Raw genomic sequence first — 12,356 nt, forward strand, 5'->3', positions numbered from 1 at the left:
CGCGAAGCGAACTATGATGCGCGTTTGCGCACCTGAGAATCTCGAGATTCCGGGTCTGGTGCTGGCACACCATCCCGGCCTGACGAGGCAGGATCAGTTCACTTTGCCCCACAGATCGAAAAGTTCGGGCGGCGGAACCTCCACCCACTCATTGCCGAGGTTGATGCGGTAGGGGGAACTGCTCGAACCACCGGACAGGCGCCACAACTTTGGATCGACCGGGCGGCCGTTGGCGCGCACCCATCGCGCGATCGGATCGAGCGCTGCCGCCTGCTTCGCCGGCGCCAGGGTAAATCCGCCAAGCATCACGAAACGCAGTTGCCTGTCGGAGGCCAGGCGTTCGATGTCCGCAGGCGTCAGGATCGGATCGTCGCCGAGATATCCGCCCATCGCCATGACGGGCAGGCCCGTCGAGACAATGAGTGGCGCGGCGACGTTTGCGTTGGGAACCGCGACGAGAAAGTTTGCCGCTTCGCGATTGGCGATCAGGTAGCCGGTGAGTTTTTGGCGGCTGGCTTCCAGCCGCGATGTCCGCAATGCTGCACGCTCGGTCTCTGGCGGTGCGAGCAGCGCGATCATATTGGCGACGGGCGTCGCAATGTTCGGGCGCCGCAGAACGACGCTGGCGGCGGTCAATGCCGGCGAAACGAGCAGCGCGCCAATGGCCGCGACCACGAACAGTTTCGCCAATCTGTTTTGCGGCGGAAATAGATAAAGGGCAGCAGCGCAGATTGTGGCGATCCCGATCGACGTCAGCCACGTCAGGCTTAGCCAGTCAGATCCGATTCTGTCGGACTGCGCCACGCATAGATAGGTTTGCCACCCGGCCGTGGCCGCGATGATCAGCGGCAGGTATGGCTCGCCTGCCTTCCATCTCGACCAGAGCCCGGCGACGGCGATGCCGGAAAACACGGCGAGCGGCGGACCGAGCACGGCCACGTAGTAAGTGTGGATCAGCCCGCCCGCAAAGCTGAGCACGATCCAGTACATCACGAGCCAACCGGTCCAGACGGCGGCGCTGATGCGGCGTGACGCCGGCGTGGCCGGACCCGATGCATCCGACCAGGCGAAAACGAGGCCTGCGAGCGCGAGCGGAAACAGCCAGGCGAACTGTGTTGCGGCCCTCGGCCGGAACAGGCGGAGAATACCAGTCGGCGAGTCATCCGTCATAACGGGTTGCGACCGGACTTCCGCGCCTGCAGGCGCCGCCTCGCCCGAGACGGCAGGGGAGGGGTTTGCCGAACTCGTGGCGAGGACGCGGGCCGCGCCATTATGCACCAAGGCGAGCTCCAGCATCGAATTGTGTTTGGTGCTGCCCGCATAGGGCCGGTCCCGGGCCGGCGCGAGATCGAAAAAGATTGCCCAAGACAGTGAGACCGCAACAAGGACGATGCCCGCGATGGCCTGTCGCCCGATATGCCAAGTGATGGGCGCGGCCGGCCGGGCGAGGCTGAACGTCAACGCCACGACCGGCGCCAGCACCAGCGCCGTCCCCATCTTCACGTTGAAACCTATGCCGATCGCGGCCATCGCGGCGCACAGCATCGCGAGCCTGCCGGTTTCGGCGGCCCGCATCGCAAGCCATGCGCCGGCCAGCAGCACCAGGATGAGACAGCTCTCGGTATTGTTGGAGCGGTCGACGGCAACATTGACCGGGCTGAGCGCGAGCGCCAGTGCGGCCATGACTCCAGCCGTCCTGCCCCAATATTTCTCCACCAGAACGTAAACGAAGAGGATCGCCGCCAATCCCGCCATCACTTGCGCGAGCAGAATCGAAAGCGCGCCAAAGCCGAACAGTTTGGCGCTGGCGACCTGCAGCCAGATCGCCACGGGCGGCTTGTCGATAGAGACAAAGCCGGCAGGGTCGAACGCGTTGAAGATGAAATTGTGCCAGCTATCCAGCATGCTGCGCACGCCGGCGGCGTAATATTGTCGCCCGAAATCGTTCTGCGAAAGCTGCCAGGTTCGCGCAAGCGCAGCCAGCGCTACGACGAGCGAGAGCGGCAAGACCGTCTTCAATATCTGGCTGTCGGGTAATTTCGGAATGCGTCGCCGCCTCGCGCAGGTCGATCCGAAATTATCACCTGCGGGTCCCGCGCCCAGTTAACTCGCGGCAAGGTTGCTTGATCTGACCTCGGCAGCGACGCCGGACTTCAACTCTGCAGTGCGAATTTAGTCGGCGTTTCGACCGATGCGCGCAATCAGGTCGGGCAGTTGCCGCATATCGTCGAACGTCGCGATGGCCCCGGCTGCGCGCAGCATCTCGGCATAGCCCGGCTGGCAATGGCTGCCGCCGTGAAAACCGAGCACAGTCATGCCAGCGGCGCGGCCGCCGGTGACGCCGGGAACGCTGTCCTCGATCACGACGCAGCGTTCCGGCGCGACGTTCATCTGTTCGGCCGCGAACAGAAACAGGTCCGGGGCGGGTTTGCCGTTAGAGACCTGCGAGGCCGAAAAAATATTCGGCGCAAACCGATCATAGAGCCTGGTGCGGCCGAGGCTAATTCGCATGCGTTGATGCGAGCCGCTCGATGCCACGCAGACCGGCTGGGTGATGGCATCGAGCGCGCTGTAAATGTGTGGGATCGGTTCCAGATCGGCTTCGAACGTCCGGTGCAGCTCATCCCGCAATTGCAGATGGAAATCGTCGGGCAGGGCGCGGCCGAGTTCGGCCTCGACTTCGAGGTTGGCTTGGCGCGCCGAGCGGCCGAGGAAGCGGTGAAACACCTGCTCCGACGTGATCGGATAGCCGTGGCGGTTGAGAATTTCCGCATGCGCGCGGCACGAAATGACTTCGCTGTCGACCAGCACGCCGTCGCAGTCGAAGATGACCAGATCGAAGTTCGGGTTCAAGTTGGCACGCGATCAGGATTTGTCGTCGTCGAGCGGCACGCAATAAAGCTCCAGCCGGTGATCGACCAGTTTGTAGCCGAGCTTGCGGGCGATCTCGGCCTGCAATTTCTCGATCTCCTCGGAGGTGAACTCGATCACTTTGCCGTCGCGCAGATTGATCAGATGATCGTGGTGACTGTCAGGCATCTGCTCGTAGCGCGCGCGGCCCTCGCGGAAATCGTGCCGCTCGATGATGCCGGCATCCTCGAACAGCTTGACGGTGCGATATACCGTCGAGATCGAGATCTTGTCGTCGACCGCGACACAGCGGCGGTAAAGCTCCTCGACATCCGGATGGTCGACCGATTCCGCGAGCACACGCGCAATCACCCGGCGCTGTTCGGTCATGCGCATGCCGGTGGCGGCGCAGCGAGCCTCGATGCCGGTATTCTTTTGCGCAGACGGGGATTTCAGTACGGGCATGACTTTGGGGCCTTGAAGAGCAGGTCGGGGCTGTTGTGCCACCCCGCGCATATTACGACAAGTCACGCCGCATCAGAAGCGCATTCAATTGCTCCCCGCCGGGCTGCTGATAGTAGCGTTCCCGGCGGCCGACGACCTCGAAGCCGGCCCATTCGTACAGCCGCCGCGCCGGCTGATTATTTTCTTCAACCTCGAGGAACACCTTGCGCACGCCGCGGCCGGCGAGATGGCCGAGGTGCGTCAGCAACAGGTTGCGTGACAGGCCACGGCCACGCTCAGTCGCGTCGATGGCGATCGACAATAGCTCCGCCTCGTCGGCCGCCATGCGCGACACCGCAAAGCCGATGATCTTGCGCCCGAGCCTGAGACGATGCACGAGCGTGTTGCGCTCGGTCAGCATCACCTCGAATTCGCCTTCGCCCCAGCCGCGGTGAAACGATGCGCCGTGCAGTTGCGCCAAACGTGCCGCATCGCGTGGAATGGCCGGTTCGATCACCGAAGTGCCGCCGCCCCACCATTCGGTCAACCATGTCATCATGATGCCGGCGGCTGTGCTGCTTCGGATAACGGACTTTTCGGCGGCTTGGCGTCAGGCGCGCGCAGATAATAGGGCCGTGCCGGTGAGCTCTCGGGATCGACCGCTGCGCCCAGCCACGCCACCCAGGCGATGTCGGGCGCGGCCTGCTGATTGATTTTGAAAGGCGGCGGCGCATCGGTCGGCCAGCGCTCGGCGATCATTTTCGCCGCATTGCCGACCAGATGCGGCGCGCCGAAGCGTGCCGCATCGAGCGCTTCGGCGATCGGCGCCACCTTCGGCTTGACCAGCGAACTGCCGTCGCCGCCCAGCACCTGGAAATAGACGTGATCATGCCGCGCATCGATCGCGGCGATGACGGGATGTTCGCTGCTCTCGCTGACGATGGGGGCGGCAAACACGGTCAGTGTCGTCACGCCCACCACGGGCTTGCCGGCGGCAAGGGCAATGCCGCGGGCGGCGGATAGGCCGACACGCAATCCGGTAAAGCTGCCAGGACCGGTCGTCGCGGCGACGCGGTCGAGCGCGGCAAAGGCAACGCCGGACGCCTTCATGACGCGCGCGATCAGCGGCATCAGCGCCTCGGCATGACCGCGCTTCATCGCCTGCGATTCCCGGGCAATCAAACCGCCCGCGCTGGTGTCGAGCACGGCCGCGGCGCAGGCATCGAGCGCGGTATCGATGGAAAGGATCAGCATGAGGGGAGATATAGCAGAGCCGCAATCATTGCGTCATGTGTTGCGGCGTCGTGTGGTCCGCGTAGGGTGGGCAAAGCGCAAGCGTGCCACCATCTCACCATGCGGATAGGTCATGGTGGGCACGGCGCGAAGCGCGCCTTTGCCCACCCTACGGCATCAAACTCACATTGGCCGGACTTCGACCACGTCGGGCACGAAATGCCTCAACAGATTCTGGATGCCGTGCTGCAACGTCGCCGTCGAGGACGGACAGCCGGCGCAGGAGCCCTTCATGTTGAGATAGACCACGCCATCCTTGAAGCCGCGGAAGGTGATGTCGCCGCCGTCATTGGCGACCGCAGGGCGCACCCGCGTCTCGATCAGGTCCTTGATGGTCGCCACCGTGTCGGCGTCGGCCTCGTTGAAGAACTCGCCTTCCTCGTCCATCGCCTCGTCATTGCCGACGGTGCCGTCCGCCAGCAGCGGCGCGCCGGACATGTAGTGCTCCATGATGGCGCCGAGGATCGCGGGTTTGAGGTGCTGCCAGTCGCCGTCCGCCTTGGTCACGGTGACGAAATCGTAGCCGTAAAACACGCCGGAAACGCCTGATACGCCGAACAGTCGCTCCGCAAGCGGCGAACGGGCGGCGGCTTCGCGGCTTGCGAATTCCATCGTGCCGGTGTCGAGCACGGTGCGGCCAGGTATGAATTTCAGGGTGGCGGGATTGGGCGTGGCTTCGGTCTGAATGAACATTGGTTTTCTCCGGCGTCGCCGGTTCAAGGCCGGCGCGTGGGTGTCCCATAGCAGATGGCGACCGCCGGCGCACGGTCAAGGGGAGAAATCAGAAATTCTTTAACCAGATCAAGCCCTAAGACAGCCCGTCGATCTCGGAATCGCTGAGATCGCCGGGGACGATGACGACCGGAATCGGGAACGAGCCGGCGGCCTGGGCCATCATGCTGATCAGCGGCCCCGGCCCCTCGGGACCCGGATTGGCCGCCAGCACCAGCATCGAAATATCGACGTCCTTGTCGATCACGTCGAGGATCTGGGTGGTGGGATCGCCCTCGCGAATCACCCGTTCGGGCGTGATCGCGGCGATACCGTTGGCGCGGCCGGAGGCGCGGTCGAGCGCCTCGTTGGCGGCGTCCTCGGCCTCGGCGCGCATCAGGTCGGCGACACCCAGCCATTGCTGGTTCTGGTCTTCGATCGCGATGATTCGCAGCATCACCACGCCGCCGCCGACGCGCACGGCCCAGCGGCTGGCGTAATATACCGCGCGGTCCCATTCCGCAGTGTCGTCAACGATGACAAGGCATTTCGGTTTGTGACCCGTCTCGTAGCTTCGTCGCTGGGTGGTCATGCATGTCCCGGTGCTGCGCCAAACCGCCGCATGCTGCCACGGCGCAGCCGCCTTCGACAAGCGGCGACGCTGTTGCAACGCAGTGCGAGCCATAGCGTTTTCGAGCGAAGCATGCCCTCGGACTTGATCCGGGGGTGGGTACCGGTTCGCATAGCAATCAAGTTTACGCAGATTGCGTAGACTTATCTGCGCAGAAAACGCGTCAAAACAAGAATCTCTAGCTCTTTCGGATGAAACCGACGATGTCCCGTGTCGCCCGCATGGTTTCGTCGGCAAGGACGCGCGCGCGGTCGGCGCCATCGACCAGAATCTTGTCGACATGGCCGGGATCGGCGACCAGCCGCTTCATCTCGGCGGCGATCGGCGAGAGTTTCGCCACGCAAAGTTCCACCAGCGCATTCTTGAAGCTGGAGAACTGCCCGCCGCCGAATTCGCGCAGCACGTCGGATTTGCTGCGCTCGGCCAGCGCCGCATAGATGCCGACGAGATTGTCGGCCTCGGGGCGGTTCTCCAGCCCCTTTTCCTCCGACGGCAACGGTTCCGGATCGGTCTTGGCTTTCCGGATCTTCTGCGCGATCAGGTCGGCGTCGTCGGTCAGGTTGATGCGCGAGTTGTCCGATGCGTCCGACTTCGACATTTTCTTGGTGCCGTCGCGAAGCGACATCACCCGCGTTGCCGGGCCGGTGATAAAGGGCTCGGGCTGCGGAAAGAACAGGCCGTCGTTGAAACCGTGGCCGCGTATCGAATCGCCGAAATCATTGTTGAACTTCTGCGCGATGTCCCGTGAGAGCTCCAGATGCTGCTTCTGGTCCTCGCCGACCGGCACATGGGTGGCGCGGTACAGCAGAATGTCCGCCGCCATCAGCACCGGATAGTCATAGAGCCCCACGGACGCGTTCTCGCGATCCTTGCCGGCCTTCTCCTTGAACTGCGTCATGCGGCTGAGCCAGCCGACCCGCGCCACGCAGTTGAAGATCCAGGCGAGCTCGGCGTGGCCGGCGACCTGGCTCTGGTTGAACACAATGTGCTTCTTCGGATCGATGCCGGCGGCGATGAAGGCCGCGGTAACCTCGCGGGTGTTGCGGGCCAGTTCCGCCGGGCCGCCCCAGACGTCGACGCCTTGCGTGATCGCGTGCATGTCGACGACGCAATAGATGCAGTTATGGGTTTCCTGCATCTTCACGAAGTTGACGATCGCGCCGAGGTAATTGCCGAGATGCAGATTACCCGTCGGCTGGACGCCGGAAAAAACCCGTTCAACAAAAGCCATTGTCAGCTTCCCCAAGGATCCTGTCTCGGATGCCTGTTTCGCGCCGTCGTTTGCCACGCAGGGGCTATCAGCGCAAGCTGCTAGCCCTTCGTTTGCCTGACGGCGTTAACCGCGTCGCGCCAGCCGATGACGCCGAAAACCCTTAAGAGCAGGCCGTAAATCGCAATTCCTGCCGAGATCACGATCAGCAGCAGGATGGCCTGCACAAGGCCGTGTGCGCCCGAGGTGAGGGAAGGCAGCGACCGCGTCGCAAGCCACAGCAACGCGCCCATCGCCAGTGCCGCCAGCGCGATGCGCGGCAGCCGCCGTTTTGCTTGCCTGTCGATCGAAAACCCGAAGGTTTTCGCGCCGCGGCGGATCAGGCTGAACGCCATGCTCCAGGCGCCAACAGCAATGGCCACCGCGATGCCGTCTGCGCCGTACCAATGGCTGAGCAGGAAGGCAGAAGCGATCGCCAGCACCACGCCTCCCAGCGCGGCGGTTAGCGGCGTCATCGTATCCTCGCGGGCGAAGAACGCCGGCGACAGCGCCTTGACCAGCACATGCGCCGGCAACGCCAGCGTCAGCCACATCAGCGCGCGGGCGGTGGCTTTGGTGTCATCGGCGGTGAACGCGCCATGCTCGAACAACAGCCGCACGATCGGCGCAGCTAACGCGATCAGGCCGAGCGTTGCCGGCAGTGCGAGGCCAACCGCGAGTTCGAGGCCGCGCGATTCGGCGTGAGCAACGGCAGCGCGGTTCTCAGCCCGCACCGCGCGCGTCAGTTCCGGGATCAATACCGTGCCCATGGCGACGCCGACAATGCCGAGCGGCAGTTCGACCAGCCGGTTGGCGAAATAGAGCCACGATACCGCCGACGGCGACGAGGACGCGATGATCGCGCCGGCCACGACAAGCAATTGCGGCGCGCTCGACGCCATCATGCCCGGCACAGCCTTGCCGAGAAAGCCGCGGATCTCCTTGTCGAACGAGACGCGCAAAGGTGTCGCGATGTTCTCGCCACGGCGCAGCACCAGCACGGAGAGTTGCAACAGCCCGGCGATGCCCACGGTTGCGGCGACGATCTGCGCGGCCCGCGTGGCATCCGGCTGCACGACCAGCAGCGCTGCCATCACCGCGATCAGCGCGATGTTGAACAGCAGCGGCGAAAACGCCGTCAGCGCAAATCGCCCCTGTGCGTTCAGTAGTGCCATCATCACCGTCACCGGACCGGCAAAGGCGAGGTAGGGCAGCATCAGCCGCGCATTGTCGACGGCGAGCTGCAGCGTCTCGCGACCGGCAAATCCCGGCGCCAGCACGGTGATGACGAGTGGCATGACGAGCGCCATCAATGCCGTGGCAACGATCAATACAGCCGTAATCGTGCCGAGCACGCGCCCCGCAAACGCCGCCGCCGCTACCGCGCCATCGGTTTCACGCACACGCAGCCATGAAGGCACCAGCGCGGCGTTCAGTCCGCCCTCGGTCAGCAGCCGTCTGATGACATTGACCAGTTGGAACGCGGCCAGAAACGCGTCCGCCACGGCTCCCGCGCCAAGCAGCGCCGCCAGCGCGGAATCGCGCACGAAGCCGAGTAGCCGCGAGGCCAGCGTTCCCGTGGAGACCGTGAGGAAAGAGCGGATCATGGAGGCTGTATAGCAGCAGCTTCACTTGCTGGCGCTACGCCGATCTGGTAGGCCGCAGCCTTCTTAGCCGTGCTCGGCTTCTTCGCGCAACGCCGTAAACAGGACGGATGAATGACTGACGCAAAATACGACGTTCTCGCTATCGGCAATGCGATTTTCGACGTCTTCGCGCAAACCGATGAGAAATTTCTGGCCGATCACGGCATGACCAAGGGCGGCATGGCGCTGATCGACGAGGCCCGCGCGGCGTCGATCTACCGCGACATGGGCCCGGCGACGGAGGTGTCCGGCGGGTCGGCCGCCAACACCATTGTCGGCGTCGCCAATTTCGGCGCCCGTGCCGCCTATGTCGGCAAGGTCAAGAGCGACCAGATCGGCGGCCTCTACACCCACGACATCCGCGCCGCCGGCGTCGCCTTCGAGACCAGGGCGGCTGAAGCCGGCCCCGCCACCGGCTGCTCCTACATTCTGGTGACGCCGGACGGCGAGCGCACCATGAACACCTATCTCGGCGCGGCGCAGGACCTGAGGCCGGCCGATATCGACGAGGCGCAGATTGCGGCATCGCGGATCGTCTATCTCGAAGGCTATCTCTGGGATCCCCAAAACGCCAAGGAAGCCTTCGTCAAGGCAGCTAGCATCGCCCATGGCGCCGGCCGACAGGTGGCGCTCACGCTGTCGGACTCATTCTGCGTCGATCGCTACCGCGACGAATTTCTCGATCTGATGCGCAAAGGCACGGTCGATCTCGTCTTCGCCAACGAGACCGAACTGCATTCGCTGTATCAGACCTCGGATTTCGAGGGTGCGCTGAAGCAGCTCCGCGCGGATACAAAACTCGCCGTCGTCACCCGCAGCGAGAAGGGCTGCGTCGTGGTGTCGTCCGATGGCGTTGTCGCGGCGCCGGCGTTCCCGATCGAAAAGCTCGTCGACACCACCGGCGCCGGCGACCTCTTCGCCGCCGGTTTCCTGTTTGGGCTGGTGCGCAACGCCGGTCATGAAAATGCCGGGCGCCTCGGCGCGCTGGCAGCCGCCGAAGTGATCCAGCACATCGGCGCGCGGCCACAGGTGTCGCTGCAGGATCTGGCGAAGCAGAACGGGTTGGCGGTGTAGGGCGCGGTCTATCGGCTTAGGGGTTTAAAAATGGGCCGATTGATTTTAACGGTTGCTTTTGGCGTTCTTCTCACAGCCGGTGCGGAGGCATCCTGTGTCTGCCGCTGCGTCGACGGTCAAATGCAGCCGCTGTGTAGTAGCTCGATTGATTTGCCGCCGATCTGTCCAATGACAACGTGTGCACTGACGCCGCCATCGATCGCGCCGATACAACCAGCGCAACTGCCGCCCATCGGCACCTCGCAATGCTCCCAACGCCAAGTTCTCAACCCGGCCACCCGGCAATATGAGTGGCGCAGCATCTGCAATTAGGCTGAAGCTCTCAGCAAGCCGCGGCGTACTGGATGCCCCGCATGCGCGGGGCATGACGGCCGTGGATGAGGAGAGGGCGTGCCGCGCGACGAAGCGTAGCCGCCCTCTTTCATCTTTTCTACGCCGCGCGTTGGCCGCTGCCGGCGTCGAGCCCGGCGTACACCCCGCGCTCAAACCCCGCAAAGGCCTCCAGGCATTTTGCATCGGCGAATGGCAACAACTGCATCAGGATGACGCCGGAAACGTCGCGCGCCGGGTCGATCCAGAAATAGGTGTTGGCGAGACCGGCCCAGGCCAGGCTGCCGGCGCTGCGTCCCTCGGCCGTCGGGGCGGTGTTGATCATGAAGGAGAGGCCCCACTTCTTGACGATATCAGGATAGAGATCGACGTCGTTGGTGTAGATCGGCGCCACCGTCACCATCTTGACCATGGTGAGCTCGCCGATGTGGTTCTGGCTCATCAGCGCGATGGTCTCGGGCTTGAGCACCTCGTTGCCGTTGCCGCGGCCCTTGTTGAGGATCATCTGGGTGAACTTGATGTAGTCGGCCGCGGTGCCGTAGAGGCCGCCGCCGCCCATGTGGAATTCCGGCTCCTGTTCCAGCTCGAACGGGATCGGCGCCAGCGAGCCATCCGGGCCGCGGGCATGCATGCCGACCAGCCGCTGGCGCATCGAATCGGTGATCTTGAAAGCGGTGTCGTTCATGCCGAGCGGGGTGAACATGTGGTCGCGCAAATAAGCATCGAGCCGCTTGCCGCTCACCGCTTCCACCGCCTTGCCGACGAAATCGATACTGGTGCCGTATTCCCAGCGCGTGCCGGGCTCGCTCATGATCGGCGTCTTCAGCGCGGCGTTCTGGCAGGTGGTGATAGCCGGGGTTCCGGTCTTGTCGAGATACGTCGCGCACACTTCGCTCCACATGTTGTAGGCGAAGCCGGCGGTGTGGGTCATCAGATGGCGTAGCGTGATCGGCTTCGTCGCGGGGCGCAGCTTCGGCTCGCCATTGGCGTCGAAACCTTCCAGCACTTGCGGGCTGGCGAGGTCAGGCAGCACTTTTCCGATCGGCTCGTCGAGCGAGAGCTTGCCTTGCTCCACGAGCTGCATGCCGGCCGCGGTCGTAATCGCCTTGGTCATCGAGGCGATCCAGAACACGCTGTCGGCGGTCATGACGTCGTCCTTGGAAAGGTCGCGTTGGCCGAACGCGCCCTGGTAGATCACCTCATTGCTGGTGGCCGCCATCGCGACCACGCCGGGAATTTCCTTCACCTCGCATTTCTGACGAAGAATCTGATCGATCTCGGCCTTGCTTTGCATGGGTCACCTCCCGCTGTTTTTTATGGAGTGGAACGATCTTCCTCCCGGCCGCGTGATCCCGCAAGCGCTCGGCGGAGGCGGCCGCCGATGTCGCGATCTCGTGATAAGTAAAGGGGGAGGCAGTAGCCGCGCCGGGCTGGCGGCACAAAATGGCAACACATCGCCGCATTCTGCCGGGCGCGCAGGGCAATGGCGGTGACCGGCTTAACCATCCACGATAACGTGATTTCGGTAGCGATTCCCGTCGCCGACCTTTTTCAGTAAAGCGTTCAGATTCCAGCATAAACGCAAGCGTGTTGGCTGGGTCAAATTAACCAAAATGGTTGTCATTTTTCTGCTTGTGCAAAGGTGCGCAATGATTTCGACATGGAGTGAATGGAAGCGTTACCCCCGTCCCGGGCGTGGCGAAAATATCGAGGCGCCGATCTCGCCCGGCATTTATGAAGTGCGCTACGCCGGTACCGGTGCGCTGCACTCGTTTGAGGCGGTCGATAACGTCGCCCAGGCGCTGGCGCTTTTGCCGGTCGGTTCCAAGTCCTGGTTCAGCCGCCGCGACCCCGCCAAACTGCCCGACCTCGAATATCGGACCTGCGCGACCTCTACGAAAGCCGACGCCAAGGCCGCCGCGCAGCGCATGATTGGCCGCCGCGAGACGTATATGAGCGGGGCGGCGTAAGGAGTGATCGTCATTCCGGGGCGCGAAGCGAACCCGGAATCTCGAGATTCCGGGTCTGGTCCTTCGGACCATCCCGGAATGACGGTGGCCCCATCGCCCTCAACATTGCTTGAAGCAGACCCGCGTCTGCCGCCGGTGCATCGCCGCGGATATCGGCC

General features: G+C 63.7%; 12 protein-coding genes. 2 read left to right on the plus strand and 10 right to left on the minus strand.

All coding sequences use genetic code 11. The features are described from left to right. Window positions 1–93: 93 nt before the first annotated feature. The 9 genes from LMTR3_RS18435 to murJ all read right to left on the minus strand — a co-directional run bounded on the left by LMTR3_RS18435 (window position 94) and on the right by murJ (window position 8,785). Window positions 94–2,007 (minus strand): ArnT family glycosyltransferase, encoded by a 1,914-nt coding sequence (locus LMTR3_RS18435; RefSeq protein WP_141686675.1) that lies wholly within the window; start codon window positions 2,005–2,007, stop codon window positions 94–96. Between the two features lie 165 nt (window positions 2,008–2,172). Continuing rightward, window positions 2,173–2,853, minus strand: coding sequence for an HAD family hydrolase (locus LMTR3_RS18440; RefSeq protein WP_065746456.1), 681 nt, complete (start codon window positions 2,851–2,853; stop codon window positions 2,173–2,175). Between the two features lie 12 nt (window positions 2,854–2,865). Next, window positions 2,866–3,315, minus strand: a complete 450-nt coding sequence (locus LMTR3_RS18445; protein WP_065746457.1) for a Fur family transcriptional regulator — start codon at window positions 3,313–3,315, stop codon at window positions 2,866–2,868. A gap of 52 nt (window positions 3,316–3,367) precedes the next feature. Next, on the minus strand, window positions 3,368–3,853 hold the full coding sequence (gene rimI / locus LMTR3_RS18450) for a ribosomal protein S18-alanine N-acetyltransferase (protein ID WP_057844713.1): 486 nt from the start codon (window positions 3,851–3,853) through the stop codon (window positions 3,368–3,370). Beyond that, a complete protein-coding gene (gene tsaB, locus LMTR3_RS18455) occupies window positions 3,850–4,548 on the minus strand; it encodes a tRNA (adenosine(37)-N6)-threonylcarbamoyltransferase complex dimerization subunit type 1 TsaB (protein ID WP_065746458.1) in 699 nt (232 codons plus the stop codon). The genes rimI and tsaB overlap by 4 nt, the downstream gene beginning before the upstream one ends. Before the next feature lie 162 nt (window positions 4,549–4,710). Then, window positions 4,711–5,280, minus strand: a complete 570-nt coding sequence (locus LMTR3_RS18460) for a NifU family protein (RefSeq protein ID WP_065746459.1) — start codon at window positions 5,278–5,280, stop codon at window positions 4,711–4,713. A 115-nt stretch (window positions 5,281–5,395) separates the two neighbouring features. Next, window positions 5,396–5,890, minus strand: a complete 495-nt coding sequence (locus LMTR3_RS18465) for a universal stress protein (protein WP_057844710.1) — start codon at window positions 5,888–5,890, stop codon at window positions 5,396–5,398. A 217-nt stretch (window positions 5,891–6,107) separates the two neighbouring features. Beyond that, window positions 6,108–7,160, minus strand: a complete 1,053-nt coding sequence (trpS, locus tag LMTR3_RS18470) for a tryptophan--tRNA ligase (RefSeq protein ID WP_065746460.1) — start codon at window positions 7,158–7,160, stop codon at window positions 6,108–6,110. 80 nt (window positions 7,161–7,240) lie between these two features. Continuing rightward, entirely contained in the window at window positions 7,241–8,785 is a 1,545-nt protein-coding gene (gene murJ, locus LMTR3_RS18475; protein WP_065746461.1) for a murein biosynthesis integral membrane protein MurJ, read from the minus strand. A gap of 111 nt (window positions 8,786–8,896) precedes the next feature. On the opposite strand from murJ, the gene LMTR3_RS18480 reads away from it, so the two are divergent. Then, window positions 8,897–9,898 carry an adenosine kinase gene (locus LMTR3_RS18480; protein ID WP_065746462.1) on the plus strand — a complete coding sequence of 334 codons (1,002 nt, stop codon included), beginning with the start codon at window positions 8,897–8,899 and terminating at the stop codon, window positions 9,896–9,898. A 430-nt stretch (window positions 9,899–10,328) separates the two neighbouring features. On the opposite strand, the gene LMTR3_RS18485 is transcribed toward LMTR3_RS18480, so the two are convergent. Next, window positions 10,329–11,522 carry a serine hydrolase domain-containing protein gene (locus LMTR3_RS18485; RefSeq protein ID WP_065746463.1) on the minus strand — a complete coding sequence of 398 codons (1,194 nt, stop codon included), beginning with the start codon at window positions 11,520–11,522 and terminating at the stop codon, window positions 10,329–10,331. A gap of 355 nt (window positions 11,523–11,877) precedes the next feature. Here LMTR3_RS18485 and LMTR3_RS18490 point away from each other — a divergent pair, with 355 nt between their 5' ends. Then, window positions 11,878–12,198, plus strand: a complete 321-nt coding sequence (locus LMTR3_RS18490; RefSeq protein WP_065746464.1) for a hypothetical protein — start codon at window positions 11,878–11,880, stop codon at window positions 12,196–12,198. The last annotated feature ends 158 nt before the right edge of the window (window positions 12,199–12,356 follow it).

This window comes from Bradyrhizobium sp. LMTR 3, assembly GCF_001693485.1.
Classification (GTDB): Bacteria; Pseudomonadota; Alphaproteobacteria; order Rhizobiales; family Xanthobacteraceae; genus Bradyrhizobium.

Coding starts and splice junctions, on each gene's coding strand:
- LMTR3_RS18465 (WP_057844710.1), bottom strand. CDS start 5,890: ATGACCACCCAGCGACGAAGCTACGAGACGGGTCACAAACCGAAATGC.
- LMTR3_RS18460 (WP_065746459.1), bottom strand. CDS start 5,280: ATGTTCATTCAGACCGAAGCCACGCCCAATCCCGCCACCCTGAAATTC.
- LMTR3_RS18445 (WP_065746457.1), bottom strand. CDS start 3,315: ATGCCCGTACTGAAATCCCCGTCTGCGCAAAAGAATACCGGCATCGAG.
- murJ (WP_065746461.1), bottom strand. CDS start 8,785: ATGATCCGCTCTTTCCTCACGGTCTCCACGGGAACGCTGGCCTCGCGG.
- LMTR3_RS18480 (WP_065746462.1), top strand. CDS start 8,897: ATGACTGACGCAAAATACGACGTTCTCGCTATCGGCAATGCGATTTTC.
- LMTR3_RS18485 (WP_065746463.1), bottom strand. CDS start 11,522: ATGCAAAGCAAGGCCGAGATCGATCAGATTCTTCGTCAGAAATGCGAG.
- tsaB (WP_065746458.1), bottom strand. CDS start 4,548: ATGCTGATCCTTTCCATCGATACCGCGCTCGATGCCTGCGCCGCGGCC.
- trpS (WP_065746460.1), bottom strand. CDS start 7,160: ATGGCTTTTGTTGAACGGGTTTTTTCCGGCGTCCAGCCGACGGGTAAT.
- rimI (WP_057844713.1), bottom strand. CDS start 3,853: ATGATGACATGGTTGACCGAATGGTGGGGCGGCGGCACTTCGGTGATC.
- LMTR3_RS18490 (WP_065746464.1), top strand. CDS start 11,878: ATGATTTCGACATGGAGTGAATGGAAGCGTTACCCCCGTCCCGGGCGT.